This is a genomic window from Cernens ardua, from assembly GCF_051251085.1.
In the GTDB taxonomy this organism is placed as follows: Bacteria; Pseudomonadota; Gammaproteobacteria; order Pseudomonadales; family Halomonadaceae; genus Cernens; species Cernens ardua.
Genome location: NZ_JBPCZH010000001.1, coordinates 45,658 through 65,408, shown reverse-complemented (window position 1 = coordinate 65,408; position 19,751 = coordinate 45,658). Strand labels below are relative to the sequence as shown.

General features: G+C 46.9%; 18 protein-coding genes and 1 tRNA gene. 9 read left to right on the top strand and 10 right to left on the bottom strand.

From position 1 onward, the window contains the following. The first annotated feature begins 189 nt into the window (after window positions 1-189). The gene (locus tag LMG33818_RS00410) at window positions 190-672 is read left to right on the top strand and encodes an Lrp/AsnC family transcriptional regulator (protein WP_442321375.1); all 483 of its coding nucleotides are present in this window, start codon (window positions 190-192) and stop codon (window positions 670-672) included. Between the two features lie 222 nt (window positions 673-894). Here LMG33818_RS00410 and pepN read toward each other — a convergent pair whose 3' ends face one another. The 8 genes from pepN to LMG33818_RS00370 form a co-directional block, all read right to left on the bottom strand. Continuing rightward, window positions 895-3,528, bottom strand: coding sequence for an aminopeptidase N (gene pepN / locus LMG33818_RS00405; RefSeq protein ID WP_442321374.1), 2,634 nt, complete (start codon window positions 3,526-3,528; stop codon window positions 895-897). A 163-nt stretch (window positions 3,529-3,691) separates the two neighbouring features. After that, the gene (locus LMG33818_RS00400; RefSeq protein WP_442321373.1) at window positions 3,692-4,219 is read right to left on the bottom strand and encodes a GNAT family N-acetyltransferase; all 528 of its coding nucleotides are present in this window, start codon (window positions 4,217-4,219) and stop codon (window positions 3,692-3,694) included. Between the two features lies 1 nt (window position 4,220). Further along, a complete protein-coding gene (locus LMG33818_RS00395) occupies window positions 4,221-5,207 on the bottom strand; it encodes a DUF2797 domain-containing protein (protein WP_442321372.1) in 987 nt (328 codons plus the stop codon). 304 nt (window positions 5,208-5,511) lie between these two features. Next, a complete protein-coding gene (locus tag LMG33818_RS00390) occupies window positions 5,512-5,775 on the bottom strand; it encodes a DUF1315 family protein (RefSeq protein WP_442321371.1) in 264 nt (87 codons plus the stop codon). Between the two features lie 86 nt (window positions 5,776-5,861). Then, on the bottom strand, window positions 5,862-6,770 hold the full coding sequence (locus tag LMG33818_RS00385; RefSeq protein WP_442321370.1) for a rhomboid family intramembrane serine protease: 909 nt from the start codon (window positions 6,768-6,770) through the stop codon (window positions 5,862-5,864). 418 nt (window positions 6,771-7,188) lie between these two features. Then, window positions 7,189-8,133 carry a metallophosphoesterase gene (locus LMG33818_RS00380; protein ID WP_442321369.1) on the bottom strand — a complete coding sequence of 315 codons (945 nt, stop codon included), beginning with the start codon at window positions 8,131-8,133 and terminating at the stop codon, window positions 7,189-7,191. Window positions 8,134-8,138: 5 nt separating this feature from the next. Then, window positions 8,139-9,071: an NAD(+) kinase gene (locus LMG33818_RS00375; RefSeq protein WP_442321368.1), complete on the bottom strand. Its 933-nt coding sequence runs from the start codon at window positions 9,069-9,071 to the stop codon at window positions 8,139-8,141. 114 nt (window positions 9,072-9,185) lie between these two features. Next, on the bottom strand, window positions 9,186-10,097 hold the full coding sequence (locus LMG33818_RS00370) for an EamA family transporter (protein WP_442321367.1): 912 nt from the start codon (window positions 10,095-10,097) through the stop codon (window positions 9,186-9,188). Between the two features lie 90 nt (window positions 10,098-10,187). Between LMG33818_RS00370 and LMG33818_RS00365 the strand changes: the two genes are divergently transcribed. Both LMG33818_RS00365 and LMG33818_RS00360 read left to right on the top strand, forming a co-directional pair. Continuing rightward, window positions 10,188-10,655, top strand: coding sequence for a DUF6314 family protein (locus LMG33818_RS00365; RefSeq protein WP_442321366.1), 468 nt, complete (start codon window positions 10,188-10,190; stop codon window positions 10,653-10,655). 135 nt (window positions 10,656-10,790) lie between these two features. Further along, the gene (locus LMG33818_RS00360; protein ID WP_442321365.1) at window positions 10,791-10,916 is read left to right on the top strand and encodes a hypothetical protein; all 126 of its coding nucleotides are present in this window, start codon (window positions 10,791-10,793) and stop codon (window positions 10,914-10,916) included. A gap of 128 nt (window positions 10,917-11,044) precedes the next feature. On the opposite strand, the gene LMG33818_RS00355 is transcribed toward LMG33818_RS00360, so the two are convergent. Next, the gene (locus tag LMG33818_RS00355; protein ID WP_442321364.1) at window positions 11,045-12,508 is read right to left on the bottom strand and encodes a catalase; all 1,464 of its coding nucleotides are present in this window, start codon (window positions 12,506-12,508) and stop codon (window positions 11,045-11,047) included. A gap of 536 nt (window positions 12,509-13,044) precedes the next feature. Here LMG33818_RS00355 and LMG33818_RS00350 point away from each other — a divergent pair. From LMG33818_RS00350 to LMG33818_RS00325, 6 genes are all read left to right on the top strand, one after another. Beyond that, complete coding sequence (locus tag LMG33818_RS00350; protein ID WP_442321363.1) at window positions 13,045-14,259, top strand: MFS transporter; 1,215 nt, start codon at window positions 13,045-13,047, stop codon at window positions 14,257-14,259. A gap of 391 nt (window positions 14,260-14,650) precedes the next feature. Continuing rightward, window positions 14,651-15,718: an acyltransferase family protein gene (locus LMG33818_RS00345; protein ID WP_442321362.1), complete on the top strand. Its 1,068-nt coding sequence runs from the start codon at window positions 14,651-14,653 to the stop codon at window positions 15,716-15,718. 115 nt (window positions 15,719-15,833) lie between these two features. Then, entirely contained in the window at window positions 15,834-16,208 is a 375-nt protein-coding gene (locus LMG33818_RS00340; protein WP_442321361.1) for a hypothetical protein, read from the top strand. Window positions 16,209-16,374: 166 nt separating this feature from the next. Then, a tRNA-Gly gene (locus LMG33818_RS00335) sits at window positions 16,375-16,450 on the top strand. Between the two features lie 159 nt (window positions 16,451-16,609). Beyond that, window positions 16,610-17,845, top strand: a complete 1,236-nt coding sequence (locus tag LMG33818_RS00330; protein ID WP_442321360.1) for a tyrosine-type recombinase/integrase — start codon at window positions 16,610-16,612, stop codon at window positions 17,843-17,845. A 140-nt stretch (window positions 17,846-17,985) separates the two neighbouring features. Continuing rightward, window positions 17,986-19,266 carry a Y-family DNA polymerase gene (locus tag LMG33818_RS00325; RefSeq protein WP_442321359.1) on the top strand — a complete coding sequence of 427 codons (1,281 nt, stop codon included), beginning with the start codon at window positions 17,986-17,988 and terminating at the stop codon, window positions 19,264-19,266. 51 nt (window positions 19,267-19,317) lie between these two features. On the opposite strand, the gene LMG33818_RS00320 is transcribed toward LMG33818_RS00325, so the two are convergent. Beyond that, entirely contained in the window at window positions 19,318-19,749 is a 432-nt protein-coding gene (locus tag LMG33818_RS00320; RefSeq protein WP_442321358.1) for a hypothetical protein, read from the bottom strand. Between the last annotated feature and the right edge of the window lie 2 nt (window positions 19,750-19,751).

Genomic DNA, 19,751 nt, shown 5'->3' with positions numbered 1-19,751 from the left:
CGATTGTAATTTTTTGTAACAGTTAATAACAAAAAGTATGCATCAAGGTCCCTTCCATTTGAAATGGTTGAAATAATCCCTATCACCCTTTTATGGATAATATATTTTTACAAAGTAAAAAACAGACGCTATATTTAGGCGCCTTATCGCTTAATAATGACAAGATTCGATATTTTCCAGGAGTCATGCATGAATTCGGTTGATACGAGCAATCAGCTCGATCGTTACGATAGAAAAATTTTGGAAGTGTTACAGCGTGAAGGCCGCATCAGTAATCAGGAGCTTGCTGATCGAATCGGGCTATCGCCTTCGCCTTGTTTGCGTCGCGTGCGTGCTCTTGAGGATTCTGGCTTGATCAGTGGTTATCACGCAGAAGTGAATGCCAAAAAATTGGGGCTTACCCTTATGGCATTACTACTCATTTCCATGGATCAGCATACTCCTGAACGCTTTGCGCGATTCGAAGAGAAAATTGCATCACTCCCGCAAGTCACGGAAGCCTTACTCATTACAGGGCAGGAAGCTGATTACCAACTTAAGGTCATCATCAAGAACATGGATGATTATCATGACCTTCTGCTTAATCACATTACTCGCATTGAAGGGGTGACAGGTGTGCACTCAAGTTTTGTCTTGAGACGCATATTCAACCACCCTATTCCGCTCGATTAAGCCATTGATATAGCATCACTACAGCGCTAGGTACATTTTGGCCTTGTCATAAAGAGGGGCAGGTTAAAACCTGCCCCTCTTTTTATTAGTCTAGCCACTACTATTCACTTATTTGCCTATCCGCATAAGAAATGCGACATACTCAATGCAAAAGGGCCAGCATTCAAACGCTGGCCCTCTTTTATCACAGATCAAGTTTGATCATCAGTGATTTACGAGCATTTATGCAAGTGCTTTACCGACCATTTCATAGAGGCTCGGAGCCAATTGTTCTTGCTGGATACGTTCAAGTTCTGCACGCATCATTTTTTGACGAGCCTCATCGAAACGTTGATAACGCGTGAGCGGTATAACCATGCGTGCGGCAATATCCGGATTCAACTTGTTCAACTGGATAACAACATCCGCCAGCAAACGATAACCTTCCCCGTCCGCCCGGTGGAAGTTGGCCAGATTCTGCGCAAATGCACCAATCAATGAACGCATGCGGTTAGGATTTTTGATGGAAAACAGGGGGTGCTCCATCAGGAAACGTACACGATCCAGCACATCCGGTTGAGGCCGCGTTGCCTGAATACTAAACCAACTATTGGTCACCAATGCATCATCCGCCCATCGTTTGCCAAAATGGGTGAGTGCTGCGTCCCCTTTCGCCTTGTCATCACTATGCACCAGCTCAATCAGAGCAGATTGCACATCGGTCATGTTGGCATCCGCTTCATACTGTGCCTGCGCCAGATTCAAGGCATCTTCACGACCCGTGGCACACAAGTAATCCAATGCCCTGTTTTTGAGTTGCCTGCGCGCAATTTGCTCGAAATCCGGAGCATAAGGCTCATCACTTTGATTCGTCGTATAGAGGTGCTCAAAGTCTTTATAAAGCGCTTCGCCCAATGCCTTCCTGATGAAAGATACCGCTTGATCAGTCGCTTCGATATCAATATTGGCCTGTTGACCAATAAGGAAGGCAACGCGTGGTAATGTCAGCATCTCTGCCAGTACGGCCTTATCATCGGTAGGTGTTTCAAGCAGATATTGGTAAACCTCTTTCAACAATGCATCCAATTGAGGTGCTTTACCCTGCTGAATGGCGGAGATAGCCTCATTGATCGCCTGCACGTCCAAACGCTGCATGGCATCCCAACGATTAAAACCATCTTCATCATATTTCACTAACAGTGCGAGCTGCTCTGGCGAATAGGCATAGTCAAGCTCAACCGGAGCCGAGAAGCCACGCAATAATGACGGTACTGGTGGCTGATCGATATTTTCAAAAACGAATTGCTGAGTAGCCTGTTGAATTTCGAGCACTGTGTCTGTACCGAAAGACTCCCCATCACGTACCAACTCGACATGTTCCCCTTCTGGTGAAATCAGCCCCATGCGGACAGGGATATGCAACGGTAGTTTTTCATCCGCTGGCTGGCCCGGGGTAGAGGGTGTTGACTGCTCAAAAGTCAGAGTAAATGTATGCGCATCAGCGTCGTAGTTCCCTTTCGCCTTCACGACCGGGGTACCAGCCTGTTCATACCAGCGCATGAATTGACTGAGATCGAGACCACTGGCCTCGGCCATGGCATTTACGAAATCCTCGACTCGAACAGCCTGACCATCATAACGGGAGAAGTAGAGGTCACTGCCTTTACGGAAAGTCTCTTTGCCTAACAGGTTGCGTAACATACGCACTAATTCGGCGCCTTTCTCGTAAATGGTCAGGGTGTAGAAATTCGAAATCTCAATAAAGCTCTCGGGACGAACAGGATGGGCGGTAGGCCCGCGATCTTCCCCGAACTGAGCTGAACGTAGCAGGTTCACATCCTGAATACGCTTTACGGGTTCTGAATTGATATCGGCAGAGAATGTCTGGTCACGGAAAACAGTAAAGCCTTCCTTCAAGGCGAGCTGGAACCAGTCCCGGCAGGTGACACGGTTACCCGACCAGTTATGGAAGTACTCATGCGCAATAATGCCTTCAATACTTTGGAAAGCACGATCCACCGAGGTTTCGGGCTTGGCCAGCACTGCAGAACTGTTGAAGATATTGAGGCCCTTGTTCTCCATGGCGCCCATGTTGAAGTCACCCACCGCCACAATCATGAAGAGGTCCAGGTCATACTCACGACCATATGTCTCTTCATCCCACTGCATGGCACGCTTGAGCGCTCCCATGGCAAATTCGGTCTTGTCGAGATCCTCTTTTTCCACCCAGATTTGGAGCGTAACCTTACGCCCACTCATGGTAATGAAATGATCCTCGCGTTTTTCAAGATCACCGGCAACAAGGGCAAACAGGTAGCTGGGCTTCGGAAATGGATCGCGCCAGGTGACATAATGGCGATTCTCGGGAAGGTCGCCATATTCAATCGGGTTCCCGTTAGACAGGAGAACGGGCTGAGCGTCCCTGTCACCGATGACCGTCGTCGTAAAGGTCGACATGACATCAGGGCGATCCGGATAGAAGGTAATTCGGCGAAAGCCTTCAGGTTCGCACTGTGTGCAGAATTTCGTACTTGAACGATAAAGCCCTTCCAGTGCCGTATTATCAATCGGATTGATCAATACTTGAGTATGAAGTTCGAACTGTTCAGGGACCGAGTGAATCGTGAGATTCCCTTTTTCCAATACATACTCATTCTCCTGAAGTGGTCGGCCATCCATGGATACACTCACCAGTTCCAGATGCGATCCCAAAAGCTCAAGAGGAAGCCCTTTTTCACGCTCAGGATTCAACCTCATTTTGAGGATAGCATCGACACGGGTATGACGATCATGAAGATCGAACTTGAGCACGACATCATCCACCAGATAGGCAGGTGGCAGGTAATCCTTTAAATAGATGGCTTTGGGATCGGACATAAGAGAGTCTTTCGCTCCTGTTAAATAGGATAAATGTTGTTTTAAGACTTATATCATAAAGCATCAAAGCCAAAGCCGCAGTGCTGGCAGCTTCGACAATCAGACAAATACAGACATAAGCAAGGTTGTTCTTTTTCAAAACCTGAATAGCGCAATAATCACGCTAGAAGGACAGGCTTTGCACCAGCGGCTTGCTCATCCGATAAGCCGCGCAGCCATCATGGTAAAACTGATCTACCCACTTTAGAGCCCGATAACCACTGGCACGATAAAGAGACAAGGCAGCCCGATTATCTGCGCGAACCTCGAGTACCATGCGACGGCATTGACGCTGAGCGGCATGGTCCTCAAGAGCAGTTAATAACCGCCGTCCCTGCCCCTTGCGCCGGATACAGGGATGGAGGGCAAAAGAATAAAGCCGAGCGGACACACTCCCTTGGCGAAAAAGCAACATGCCATACCCTAATAAAGATTGTTCATGATGCAAGGCATGTTGTGTATCTTCCAGAACCAGCGTCAACGCATGTGCACGCGTAAGCAAATGCTGGAGTTGGCGGCGTGAAAATGGCTCATCATCCACTGCATCGTATTCGAGCTCATCCAGTTGTTCCAAATCACTTGGGAGTGCCTGGCGAAGCTTGAGTGTTGTACAGTCGCATTCGATCCTTGAATCAACATCCACAGAAGCCATCTCATTCATCATCACACGCAAACGCCAATTGATACCCTTCAAAGCGGCGAATATTCAGCACGCCTACATCAAGAATCAGGTATTGCCCACGCATTCCCATGAGAGTTCCTTCTATATGGGGTTGTTTCTCAAGATTGAGAGAAACAATTTTTTTGGGGGATTCAAGCACAGGATAGTGAAAATAACGGACTGAATCCCTACGACGTTGAATAGCCTCCAAACCAAATTGTTGCTGAATTTGCGCAATTTCAGATGCAAAAATCTCCACTAATTGGTTGGCTTCTACTTGTAAGTCAGCCTCTGACGTTTGCCCTTTCAACATTCGCTGCCAAGGGGTTCGATCCGAAATTTTCTGACGTAGTAGATCTTCGATAATGCCGGACTGTTGCCGGGAAGCCACATCGAAAATAGGTAATGCCCTCACAGCGCCTTGATCCAGCCATCTGACGGGCATTTGAGAAGGCTTCGTAATCCCGACCTTGACCGAAGCACTTGCGGCCAAATAGACGATATGGGGTGAAAAACAGTGTTTTAATCCCCATTCCGGCTCACGACACGTACCTTGCTCGAAATGGCAAAGTTCAGGGCTCATGATACAACGATCGCAACGCGCCAGGGAGGTGAAACACACCCAGCAATGCCCCTGAAAACTCTTTTTGGTCTTACGCCCGCACGAAACACAATGTATATCGCCCAAATAACGTAAGGAAATACGTTTACCCAACAGTGGATTAAGCGGTATGCGTGCATCATCCAAACGCAAGTGATATTCAGCCACACGGGATAGAGTATTCTTGACAGCCTCTTTTGGGATCGATTTTTTTCCAAAAAGCTCACCATCATCAGACGTGTCATGGCCGGAAGTACCCCATGGCAAGTAATCAAGCGGCAAGGCTTCATTCGGACAGTTAGACCCCCCCGGACTCATACCGTCCATGTCCAGAGCTTGAGCAATATCAAGCTTGCGTCCACTACCTGTGATTTGCATAAGGAATCAGTATTGGCTTTATGTCATTATCAAGAAGAAACATCGGGTGTACACGTATCAAAATAAATGTGTCGTACGGGTTTGATACGTAGTAAAAAAGTACGCAGAGTATGCGTATATAGCCAGCCCCCAGCTGTGATGCGATAAGGCATATGCTTGATTATACAGGCAGGGGGTAAACAAGAGGTTCACCTCTAGAGACGCTGAATCCAGGACATCAATCTCTAGGGGAGCTATACAATAATGAAAATTGTAACTGACTAGCGACTACTTTTCTGCGATTAAAGTTCTACGGCTAACGCTCTTAATGAGTCCATTTGATGGTTTCGACATCATTTGCAGGTTTATCATCGTGCCCGGCCCTATCAATATAGCCTGTTCGTTCTGCTTCAGGAATATCATTCACTTGTTCATAACGAATCATGGCTTCCAGACATATCTCCAACTGCTGAGGCGTCATGCTGCGACCATCCGGCCACTTCCTGATTTCAACGGCTTTTTTAAATGCGGCATAGATTTCAGGGCTTATTGTAGCCGCTAAACTCTCGAACGAGGTTGGCTCTGACATATACCGCTCCACGTGCAGATATCATGATTTATACCTGTAGGGTATCACAAACCGTAAACCATTAGAGCGAAGACAACCCACAGGACTTACCCTTTTTTAAGGTTTTTAAAAAAAGCACACAATAGGCCGAAGGCAAGCCCCGAAAGATGAGCCACACTTGCTATGGGACCTGTCCATGAGGTCATGATTGGCGTCATGCCAAGAACAAGCCAGAGAACCATAATCAACATTAATGAATCAGGTACTCGATAGATTTCCTCATGCTTGAGGTGATTGGTCAGCCAGGTAAAACCAAACATGGCATAAACAACACCAGACATTCCTCCAAAGAGCGGCCCCAACGTTGCGCACTGCATGGTATTGGAGATGGCTGCTCCAATTACTACCAGAAAAATCAGTACCCAGGAGCGCTCCTGTTTTTCAATTTCATGCCCTAAGTACCATACCCATATCAGATCAAACACGATATGCATCAGATTGAAATGGATGATAGCTGGTGTAAAAAGCCGCCAGATTTGCCCTACGCCGATACCTGAAGACCATGCCTGTAGAAAGGTCATTGCCTTCCACTGAGGCGCGAAGCCGAGGGTAGTCAGGACCTGATTCGGTGCGACTTCCAACCACAAAAAAACCAATACACACAGCGTGATTATCCCGCAGGTCACCGGAGATTGCGTGAAACCCTGCTGTATAAATTGAGTCCAACGAGTCAACGTCGATGAGTAATGTCTGGATTGATCTATAGGGTGGGTCGGGCGCAGGGTATGTGCAGGTTCAGGATCAACGCGGGTATTCGAAGTAGCTTCGCGGTCCGATACCGTAGTGCTTTCACCCAACAGTTGAATTGCATCAGGGTAACGTTTAGGGTCCATCAGAACGATAACCTGTGTGTTCTCTTCCCGCTGATAAAGATGGGTAATACCCGCTGACCAAAGCGCGCGGCGAAAGGCAGTCAAATCCATAGTGGAGGGAAAACGAAGTGCGGAGACGCCCATGTCTGTAAAATCCTTAGAACATTTAAACAGGATAAAATGCTGCCTCTTGGGTTGTAGGCTGTCGCAGGTCATGGAACCTTCCTGGCCCACGACATACAGTTGCCCTACTGTTTTCCCAAACAAAACTTTGCAGGCTAAAACTTTCCAACCCAACACGCCCTAAACAGACATTTACAGAGCAGGAAGTTTCAAAATGTGAACAACCTAAAAAAAGCCCAGCAGGATAACCTGAGGGCTGAGCAAGGATCATTTCAAGGGATATACCTGTAAGATGTTTTTCATCAGTAAAAGTTCACTCATCCGTTGCCCAATTTCATCATTTTATTCCACTTGCATCATACATTAAGCTTGAAAATAGCATGTTGCATTCTGCTTCACCGACATCCAGTATGCTCTCATTGCTTCAATGGGACAGCCGCTAATTCTGTGCCGGCAGGCTTTCACCGGTATCGACCCAAACCAGTTTGCTGTTATCCAGCGTTTTCTCTCCATCAAACCGATAAGCCACCAATGAACCGCCCTTAACCCCGCTATAGTCAAGACAAACCAGATTTGGACGGATCAGGGAAGGAATGCCTTCACGCCAATAATGCCCGAAAAAAAGAGGCGGCTCATTTTCGCCGTAGTACACAAGGCGGCGTCGTGCATCCTCATCGAGCGGACGCTCTGCTATATCTTCTGGGAGAGGATCAGGCTGGAAGACAACATCCTTGTAAAACTGCGGATTTTTATGCCAGAAGCTGGTTCTGAATGTTCGCCTCACCGTTCCATCCCGTGACAACATCGAGCGATGATCAGGCAATCTAAGTTGTGGTCCACGGGTCAAAATATTAAACAGTTGGTGAGACAGACTTTGCGGATCATTCGAACGAATAAGCATTCCGCGATCAATACGGCCATCGGGGTGGGCTTCAAGGAAACGTTTGGCAAGAGAATCCGGCCAACATGCATGCACAGCCCTGAAGCGATCATTTGCGATACACAACGGCCTTTCCAATAGCCATTTCAGTGTTTCACGCCATAGCTCATGGTGAGCAGCGTATTGTTCAATCGTTTCCTTGTGAATGCGCGGAATTCGCACCTCACCCCGCATGAAAAAAGCATTGAGCGCACTGATTTCATGATTTCCAAGAATCATTTCAGCATGCCCTGCCGTCACCATCCGGCGTGCCAAATCAATGGTCTCAACGATTTCAGGGCCTCGATCAAGCAAGTCCCCCAAAAAAAGCACACGCCTCTCGGGATGAGACCAGACACCATTACGATTCTGCGTATAACCAAGGCGTTCAAGCAGGCGAATCAGTAATGAAGCACAGCCGTGCACATCACCAATCAAATCAATACCGGTAAAATCCGACCACATAGTGACTAACCATTTTGTGTCCATCCGAGTTTGCTGCGGCAGCTTTCATAAAAACTGTGTCCGACAGGATGAATCAGATGCAACGGAGATTTTCGACGCTGGATACGAATGATATCGCCGGGCTGGGTCTCCATTTGGGACTGACCATCACATGCCACCACCGAAGTTCTTCTAACACGCTCACATACTTTTATTTCTATTTCGCTTTCCGCACTGATGACAACGGTACGACTGGAAAGTATATGAGGGCACATGGGGACAAGGGCCAGCACAGGCAAGCTCGGGTTAAGGATAGGGCCACCCGCCGAGAGCGCATAAGCTGTCGACCCGGTGGGGGTTGCTACAATAAGACCATCGGAACGCTGTCGATAGACAAAAACACTATCCACGTACAACTCGAATTCGAACAGGTGTGCGACCTCCCCCGAATGAATCACGACATCGTTCACGGCATAGCTGTAATCAATCTCTTTTCCGTCACGCAGGATCTGGGCATTGAGCAACACCCGCTCTTCAAGGTCATATTCGCCCTGTAGGATTCTGCCTAGCGCCTCTTCCATGTGGTCGATGGATATATCCGTTAAAAATCCCAGGCGCCCCTGATTCACGCCTACGATTGGCGTGTCACTGTCACTCAATCCCCGGGCAGCCCCAAGCAAGGTACCATCCCCCCCGAGCACAACAGCCAGATCACAGCACTTGCCCATTTTATTCAAGGGTTTGACACTAATACGCTCATTAAGCAGGCGAGATTCACCTGAATGGGATGAATCAGGGTCTACCTTCGCAAAATCATCCCGCAGATGGGCAATACCTTCTTCCAAAATGACCGAATAACCGCGTTCAAGCAAAAAGGTGATCAAACGCAGAATATTGACGCTGATGTTCTCACTGGCGGGACGGCCTATCACACCAATGGTATGGAATTGAGTCATCATGAATGTCACAAATTATAAATGAATAACCCCATTATGCAGAGCAAGCCCGGCTAATACTAGTGGCGTCCATCACCAACTTCGGTAAGTTCCCCGCATGACCGTCAAACAAACTGATCATGCCACACGACGCTTGCAGCGATTTCCCCAAAGATTAAGGGCCAACGCCAGACATATCACCAAACCACACATCAGTAGACGTGGAATATCTGCCGCGTGATTCCAGAAGATAACATTCACGGCAAGACCTACCGGTTTCAGTGCCTCATTCATGATCGCCAATGTGCCGGCATCCACTTGACGCGCACCTTGATTCCACAGGTAATAGCCGATACCCGAAGCGACTACGCCAAGCCAAACAAGGATGCCCCATTGGGTGGCGGTGGTCGGTAGATGCGTATTATTGCCAAACAGCAGATAAGCAGGTACCAGTAGGATAGCTGCCCCGACATAAAACCAACCAAACTGGTTAAGGGCAGAAGCAGTCCCTTTGGAAGAATTTGCTATCCCCTCTTCGCCCGTTTTTGCGCTCTTTTCACCAATACCAGGCAGACGGCGATAGGCAATTTGCCCCAAAGCGAAACAAAGGTTGGACGCTTGTACCAACAGGAACCCATGCCAGAATCCGGTGTTTACATGATGAGGTGTTATAATCAGCGCTCCGGCAACTGCAATAGCGGCGGTTAACAAATGGAAGGGTGAAAAATGCTTTGCCAAGGCATCATCCAGCAAGGTGACATAAAAAGGCGTTAGAATCGTGAATAACAGCACCTCGGGCACACTCAGTACTTCGAAGGACTGATAAAAGAAGATATACATTGCACCGATCTGCAGTGCACCTACCGCCATTAGCCCAATAGCAGTTTTCAAAGAGGTACTTTTAGGCCGTAACAATGGCAGAAACACTAACAGTGCCAGCACTACACGTAGCATCACCGCGAAATAGCTATCCACACTGGATGCCAGATAAACGCCGATCAGACTGAATGAAAATGACCACAACAGCGTGACAATACACAAATACGCCATACATCTTTACCTTACGCTAACCTGGGAGAATACAGGGCGTGAAGTGAATCACTATTGCACCCCCTTGTAAACCATAAGAGAGACAAAAAGTTGACGGCAATCATCGAACTGGGAAAAAGGATTGGTCAGATTACTCGGGTTGAATTCAGTGCCAGCACGCAACAGGGCTCCAGAACAGGATGGAATGGTGAAGGCCATGGCAAGGTAGAGGTCACTTCCTCATTACAGGGAGAATACCGTGTGGTCTATTTGAAGGAGACGGGGAAATTTTGCCTTCGGGGTGCTCGGCCCGTTTCATTCAAGAATGTTTATCGGCTCACCTGGTATGCCAACCGGATTTCTCTCCACCATGAAAGACGTGGCAAGGAACATGCTGTCTGGTTGTTCGACCTGACGCGTGATCAGGATAATCCTGACGTTTTGTTAAGTGAGGAACCCCACTTATGTGGCAGTGATCATTACAGTGCTGTGCTCAAGCTCTCCCCTCAAGGGTTCATACTAAACTGGACTATACAGGGTGCACGCAAGAACGAGCGACTGGCGTATCATTACTGGTAAAACTGATATACTCAGTCAGTCACGGATCATCCAAGTGAATATGGTCAAAGCCACACCTCCATAATATTGAAACGTCAGTGTTCCAGCAATAACACTTCATCCAGCCATTCATAATGCATAAAAGGACACGGCCTCATGTTCTCTATTCCCTGGGTAGCCATCTTGTACGGTATTGCAATCAGCTGGCTAATGGGAGGACCAGTGGTAGGTATGCTATTGGCGGCAGCTATCTGGTTTATCTTTTATTGTCTTGAGAAATAGGCTCTACTCAATATCATGGGTAGCTCTGCGCGCCTGTCATTCCAGTCACACAAAAAAAGCGGAAGAGGCACCCCTTCCGCTTTCGATGTGAGTCGTATTACTCAGAAATTTTAACTGGTAAAAGGAAATTATTTCCCTTTTTTAGCCAGTACACCTTCTTTAACACGCTCACCGATGGTTTTATCAACATTGCTCCAGTATTCAAAGACACGAGAAAGGACAGGTTCTTCAACCCCACCTAATACGTGACCCACAATGTTGTTTACCAGGCGATCACGTTGCGCGTCATCCATCACCTTGTTGACCAGATCATTAGCCTGACTGAAGTCGTCGTCATCTTCGCGCAAAGTATAGGCCTGACGTACAAATTCGCCATCAGCCGCCCAAACAGCATCTTCAGGGAACTGAACAGCATCTGGCTGTGAACCACCCTTGGTGTTGGGTGAGTAAACCGGATCGCTGACATTATTCATGCGCATGGCACCGCCCTTGCTGTAACTGTGTACAGGGCATTTCGGCGCATTAACAGGAATCTGCTTGTAGTTACCACCAAGGCGCGCACGGTGAGCATCAGCGTAAGCGAATGAACGACCCAGCAACATCTTGTCAGGAGAGAGGCCAGTACCAGGAACGAAGTTATTAGGCTCAAATGCCAACTGCTCGATTTCAGTGTGGAAATCAGTTGGGTTACGATCCAGTTTCATTTTACCCACTTCAATCAGCGGATATTCACCCTGAGGCCATACTTTGGTCAAATCAAATGGGTTGATGTGATAGGTCTTGGCATCTTCATATGGCATGATCTGGACTTTAAGTGTCCAGGTGGGATGATCACCACGCTTGATTGCATTAAACAGATCACGGCGGTGGTAATCAGCGTCAGTACCCGCCATCTGATCGGCTTCTTCCTGCGTCATGCATTGAATGCCCTGATCAGTCTTGAAGTGGTATTTGACCCAGAAGCGTTCGCCTTCAGCGTTAACCCACATATAGGTATGGCTGGAGAAACCATCCATGTGACGCCAGGAAGCAGGAATACCGCGGTCACCCATCAGCCAGGTCACCTGGTGTGCAGATTCGGGGCTCTGAGTCCAGAAATCCCACTGCATGTCATTGTCACGCAAACCATTGTCGGCACGACGTTTCTGGGAATGAATGAAGTGCTGGAACTTCATTGCATCACGGATGAAGAAGATAGGCGTGTTGTTACCTACCAAGTCGTAATTGCCGTGGTCAGTATAGAACTTAAGAGCAAAACCACGAGGGTCACGCCATGTATCAGGACTTCCCTCTTCACCTGCTACTGTAGAGAAACGAGCAGCCATTTCTGTCTTCGCACCGGGCTGCAAAAAGCTTGCCTTGGTGTACTTGCTGACATCATGGGTGATTTCCAATGTACCAAATGCACCGCCACCCTTGGCGTGAGGCTGACGATTTGCAATCATCTCACGGTTAAACGCGGCCATCTGTTCAATCAAGTAATGGTCATGCAGAAGAATCGGACCATCACGCCCAACGGTCAGGGAGTGCTCTGTGCTTGATACCGGAATACCGGAATCAGTCGTTGTATAGTTGCTCTTGTCACTAGTCACTTATAAGTCCTCTCATCAATGGGCTTACTTCAAAACCTGTTCCCAATTGCCAATGATTAACAATGGGCAGGGCTATAGCCTTGAGCTTGCACGGGAAGGCTATTCCCTATGTGACCTTTAGCTTACAGCCACATAAAGAAATTCATATAATGTATAGCTAATCACCCATGGAATGTCCAAGCATGCTAACCGATAGCCTCTATAGGATATTTTTATCATAATGTAAAAAAATCTTGCCAAAGGCTATTGCAAGGCCATTTTCATGCTTACAGCCTGTGGGAAAAAAACATAAAATCAAGTAGATTTTTTTCTCGGGGATCATCATCTTACAGCTAAAGCTTTATCTGGATTTTCATCCTGCCAGCGCTTACTTGCGCATGGATTTAACCTTTATTTAAGTATGTGCGAAAATCGACTCGTCTTCATACCTGCAGTTAAATATTCACACTTAAGGATGAACACTTGGTTACCCTTCCTGATATCCCCTTTATCGAACGCTGAGAGTCCCTATCAATCTCAGCCAACAGGAGCACACCGTGGCAACTGACACAACGCCTGGCAACAGCATCACGGAAAAAAGTATCTTCCCTGTACTGCTTTTCAATCTGGTCATTTATCTCTGTATCGGTTTTCCAATGGCCGTCATCCCCATCTATGTACACAATGTGTTGCATTACAGTGCCGTGATGGCAGGTTTGGCCATTTCCATCCAGTATATTGCGACCTTTGCTACACGCCCCTCGGCGGGAAAGATATCGGATACCACCGGGCCAAAAACTTCCGTCAGCTATGGGCTGTTGATCGGGTGTGTCACTGGCATCCTCGTCATCCTCTCAACGATTGGTATCGGGTCTGCCGGGCTGTCCCTGACTATCCTTTTATTGAGTCGCCTTGCATTGGGATGGGCGGAAAGCTGGACAACGACCAGTGTGATTGTCTGGAATATTTATCGTGCAGGCGCCAACAATACGTCCAGAGTTATTTCATGGAATGGGATTACCTCTTATGGCGGGATCGCCCTGGGCGCCACCATTGGTGAGCTGTTAAGTGGCGCGATGGGAGCACAATATGGCTTGATGGTGGTAGGCGTTATCATTCTTGCCATGTGTGGTATCTGCTGGTTTATCTGCCGAACATACACCGCTGTACGCCCTGCTCCCATTAAGGGCCCGTCTCTCTCATTTCTGAAGGTGATGAGAATGGTCATGCCTCACGGCAGTGTGCTGGTATGCGGTTCCATTGGCTTTTCATCCATCTGGTCGTATATGGCGCTCTACTTCTCCTACGAACACTGGAGCGGAGCCGCCATTGGTCTGTTCCTGTTTGGCGTAGCATTTATTTTTGTTCGCCTCATTTTCGGGAAACAGGTCCCCAAACGGGGGGGGGCCATTGTCACAATGGTCTCCATGGCCGTTGAAGCCCTTGGATTACTCATTATATGCCTGATCCCTGATCCGATTGCAGCAGATGTCGGTGCTTTCCTGACAGGCGCCGGATTTTCATTGGTCTTCCCCGGTTTGGGGACCCTGGTTGTTGATCATGTGGGCCAGGAGCACAAAGGCACCGCGGTTGGTTGTTTCGCACTCTATTTTGATATTGCCGTTGCCATTTCAGCGCCCCTGCTCGGGTTCATCATCGGGCACGCAGGTTTCCGCCCACTCTATCTGATCGCAACGGTTATTCCAGTTATCGGGATTGTGATCATTAAAAAGGCACTGATGAATAATAAAGGAGCTGCCCGCCACGCCTGAAAGGATGGGCGTCATATACAATCAAAGCCACTCTTTTGAGAGTGGCTATTAAATGATGCAAAAAATAATAATATTTTTTATTTGCACTATTTATTCTGTATCCAGACGTAATTTATTTGTGCAAAACGGATGAATACGACACAAATCGACATCAAACGCTTCCATTCGGCATGAACTAAAATTACAGTCCACCAGTCAAAGAAAATGCAGTGTTTTTTATACACCATCCTGTAGAATGGCCTACCGTCCAAGATTCTATTATAAAAAACATGGTTTGGATGACACTGAGAGGGGGACAATCGTCAAAGAGCCTTTTGCGAACGGTTCTCTCCTTATCTTGTGTAATTCATGGCTTCGTAATTCAGGCACCTTTACTTGAGGTATCCCTTTCATGGCAACAACACAATCCAGAGGCAAAATCGAATCAATTGCCATGCTGAGAGGTTTGGCAATTATTTGTATCGTCTATGAGCACTCTGCCTTTTCATTGTGGAACAAACTCTACTCTGGCGGTTTAGCCAATTTTTTATTCACACAGTTCATCCCAAGGTGGACTGCTATTTTTGTCTTTATTTCAGGATTTCTGTTTTATTATTTATCTGACCGTTACAGAACAAAAAAATATTATTTCACAAAGTTCAAAAATGTGCTGGTGCCTTACTTAGTAATAAGCGCACTCTCATATCTACTATTGGCCCAGCATCAATTGGCTCAACTGAGCATTGGTTTTTCCGATCCTTCACACAACGTATTCATATGGGTAGTCAAAAGTCTGGTTTTTGGCAGTTTTAATACACCGTTGTGGTTTATACCGATGATCATCATGATCTTCGCGCTTGGACCGTGGCTTTACAGGATTTCACGCGAAAATCTGGTCTTCATCGCCATTGCTTCGTTGATTTTCGTGAACTTTTACCATCGGCCACCCTATACCTATGGACCAATACTGAACGCTGTATTTTTCCTTCCTTACTATATCGTGGGCATGTGTGTGTGTCAGCATAAGCAATGGATACTGGACCAAGGGTGGAAACACTATCCCATGTTGATTTGTCTGACGCTGTTTACATTTCTTGTCAGCACCTTACGATTTTTCCACTTCAACGTGTACCCGTGGATTTCGTATGACGATAACCTGCAGATTTTCCTGCTGGGACTGATTTTCTTTGTACTTTTCGAGAAAATCAATATTCCCAATGGACCAAAACGACTGTTGATCCGCGTGGGTGAAACGAGCTTCGCCACCTTCTTCATCCACTATCTATTTGTCGTCATGTTTGTCAAGATCCTTTTCGCACATGAAAATCTCTTCGCAGGGATTATCCATACGACATCAGGTACCGTGACATTCCTGACATACAGTGCTATCTGCTTTATGACAGTTGCTATCTGCCATTTTATTGCTGTCCTACTGAAGAAGATTTTTGGTCGATACAGCCGTTATATGATTGGCTATTGATTGCTGTTTTTCATTCGCTATATAAACGCAAGGAGGAGTAATTTCCGTCAGATCAGTGACGTACTCCCTGCTTTTCGTTATATTGGTTTTTATTGATCCAGAATAGAGATTCATTATGTTAAAACGTGCAGGCATGATCGTTGCAGCCAGTATTTTGGCTGTTTCTACACCGGCCATGGCAGATAACGGGCTGGTAAACCAATACTTCGCCTCCATGCAAATCTCAGTTGATACAGCCAATCAATTGGGCCCTGCGTGCATTAAATCACTCAGAGCGCAAAAAGCATCCCCTGCGCATAACACCAACGCATGTACTTCCTTCAATCAGGCGTATAGCATTGTGCTTGATCAGGCGGATCGCTTGAACGGTCAAATGGCCAAGGCCCATCAGCGTCTTCCTGCCAGGGATCATCGACTGGCCAAGCTTCAACGTGATACTCGCACGCTGAACCAATACGCTTCTGAATATGATAAACGTACTGGAAAATAAAGTGTCGGCAAGTAGCTGCTGATCGTGTAGGCCACGCTAAATTTTTTTTTCAGTCGAAGAGTCGAGGCTTCTCATTCAAGAGAACCTCGGCTAGAATATATCCACGAAGAAATCCTTCCCCGATAAAGAGATAGGCAATACTAGACGCCTTTAACTCTTTTATCATGCGGACATAGCTCAGTTGGTAGAGCGCTAGCTTCCCAAGCTGGATGTCGAGGGTTCGAGTCCCTTTGTCCGCTCCAAACTGACAAGACCACATAAGTCAGTATTAGACACAATCCCGTCAACCACGCTGCTTATACAATTTCTTTCTAGCCTGTATTAGACATCATTAGCCAGTATAGTATTGATGTTTATGTATGCTGGTGTGTATGCTATCCCTCCTTTATGGAGTGGCATACATGAAAAGAGATCAGATAAAGCGGCGTCCACTTGCCGATACAGTCATCAACAATCTTGAGCCGGAAGAAAAAACCTATCGTGTTCTCGACGGAAATGGTCTCTATCTGCGAGTCAAGCCGGACGGGAAGAAGATGTGGGAGTTACGTTATAAAAAGCCCAACGGTAAATGGTCATGGCTTGGACTAGGTCCCCTATCAACAAACCCTGCAAAAAGGGTACGCGAAAAAGCACGCGATGCCCTGGCTCTGGATGACCCTTCGGCATACAACAAAGTTGTTCCTGAAAAGCCACAGCATACATTTCGCGAATCGGCTGAAGCATGGCTAGATCGTAAAGAGCAAATCGGGCGATCTGATTCTAGCCTCAGGCAAATGCGCATATATCTGAATAAGGATATCCTGCCGGCACTGGGTGATATGGATATTACGACGATCACACGTGCTGATTGCACAAAAGTGCAGGACAGAATGGAGGCGCGCGGTTCACTCAATGTTGCTGAAAAAGTGCGTGCGTGGATGCGTCAGATATTTTCTGAGGCTGTTGCTCGCGGAATTATTGAGAATAACCCGGCATCGGAACTTCGCCATATTGCCCAGATTGCGCCACAGTCAAGGCAATATCCTCACCTCAATGAATCAGAGGTGGGAAGATTCATGAAAGCGCTAGATAACTCAACTAGCCGCATTGGGACAGTGTTCGCACTTAAAATGATGATGTATACCGCTGCTAGACCCGGCATGGTACGCAATGCCGAATGGTCAGAAATAGACTTAACATCTGCTTGCTGGACTATTCCTGCGGAAAAAATGAAGATGCGGCGTGATTTCGTTATGGCTCTTTCTTCGCAAGTTGTCGATATCCTATCATCTATGCATGAACGCACAGGACGTGGTCGATATGTTTTCCCAGGGGATAGCTCAATGCATCCTATACTGTCTGGTTCGGCAATGAATAATGCAATTGCGTTGATAGGATATAAAGGCAAATTGGTAGGACACGGTGCTCGGCATACAGCCTCTACATTGCTTCGCGAACACGGGTGGAATAGAGATTGGGTTGAAATGCAGCTATCTCACAAAGAGGCTGGGGTGGCCGGTGTCTATAATCAGGCTGAATATTTAGATAAAAGACGCATCATGATGCAGTGGTATGCCGATTACATTGATGCATTGAAAGTAGGAATATCTTCAGAAATAGCAGAAAAATTCAGACAGCGTGTCGCTGATGCAAGATGACGAATACCTCGCGATAAAGTGGCGTAAAAGCATGGAGCGCAAATTATGAATCACCTCTAGCAACTGAATCATTGCATCATGACAAATTTTACATTTGCATATACACTGTTCATATATACAGTTAACGTAAAGGTTGTACGATGCGCAATGTTATTGGTCTCTGCGATTGCAATAACTTCTATGTCTCATGCGAGCGTGTATTCGATCCTAGGCTAGAGGGCAAGCCTGTCGGTGTATTATCCAACAATGACGGTTGTGTGATCGCCAGAAGTCAAGAGATAAAGGATTTGGGGGTACCCATGGGGGCTCCTGCTTTTGAAATCCCCACTCACATCAAGAAAAAAATCGTTCTACGAAGCTCTAATTATGCCCTTTACGGTGATATGAGCGGACGAGTTACCTCAACTCTTCGAGACAATTGCCCTAATATCGAAGTCTATAGCATTGACGAATCATTCCTATTTTGGGAGGGGTTTGAGCTAAAGGAGATTATTGCTCGCAATAAAATGCTCAGATGCATCGTCAAGCGTAATACCGGTATCCCGGTTAGCATCGGCCTATCTACCTCTCGTACATTGGCAAAAATCGCTAACCATCGAGCTAAAAAGGATAAATCCTTGGGCGGCGTCTATTGGCTTGACCCGGATAGCGACGAAACAACGTCACTTCTTTCATCACTACCCGTAGATGAAATTTGGGGAGTTTCACGCCGCTTGAAGGAACGTCTTACTTTGATGGGCATTCATACGGCTATGGACTTGCGCAATGCTGATCCTAAGCATATACGGTCAAGATTCAGTGTTGTACAAGAGAAATTGGTTTATGAATTGCGTGGTCATGACTGTATAGAAACGGCAAATCTAGAGCCAAAGAAAAATATCATGACTTCCCGATCTTTTGGCACCGCTACGAGTGATCGAAGGGAAGTTGAAGAGGCTATTAGAGTGCATGCGCAACACGGTGCTGAAAAGTTACGCAAACAAAATAGCGAAGCACAAGGGATTATGGTCTTTTTGAAGACTAACAAACACCGTCATGATCTACCCCAATATCACCCTTCGTTGATAGTCCCTTTAGTGAGCCCATCAAATGATACTTCGCATATCCTAAATGCAGCAAAGACAGGTCTGGGAAAAATTTGGCTTGATGGTTATCGGTATATGAAGGCTGGCGTCATGATGCTTGACCTCGTTGATGTCCATTCTGCACCCAATGATCTATTTGAGGAGCAGGATGCAGAAACAAAAGCCAAGCGAGCATCGTTGATGGCTATCATCGATAAGATCAATGGCAAAAGCGGAAGAGACACGGTCTCTTTCGGCGGAATGAGAAAAAAGGCTGCCTGGCATTTGAAAAGTGAGCATCGATCAAATCGATTCACTACCCGGTGGAACGAGCTTCCAGAAGCCAAGATTGAATAACCGGACGAGCAGTCTGGAGACATTGCAAGCCCGGGAAGACTGGGAGGATTGTTAGGCCTCTTCCGTGGACCCTTTCTGGTGGTTGGGGGAAGTAAACGTCCGATGAGGAGCAGGCTTGGAATTAGTAGGACCATCACCCTTTACCGGGGGCAACAATTTCACACCTATATCCGCTGCAGCAGCTTCCTCTGTGCTTTCATCTTGTGAGAGCAATATGATGCCCTTCTCGATCAGATCAAGAGCCTCATAAACACCCTGTGCAGGTACTGGAATCATTCCTTTGCTCTGCACTCCAGCTTCAGCATCTTTGCGGATTTGATCGAGTGGCGGGATGTCCATATATACGCTGTAATAGACATCTGATCCCTTGATGCTTTGATACGAAGGGTTGAGGAAGAAATTCCCGTTATTGGGCGGCCCAATATATTGAATTAGCCACTCGGCCTGCATCTTGTGATTCCAATCCGCGCATAATAGTTTCATAC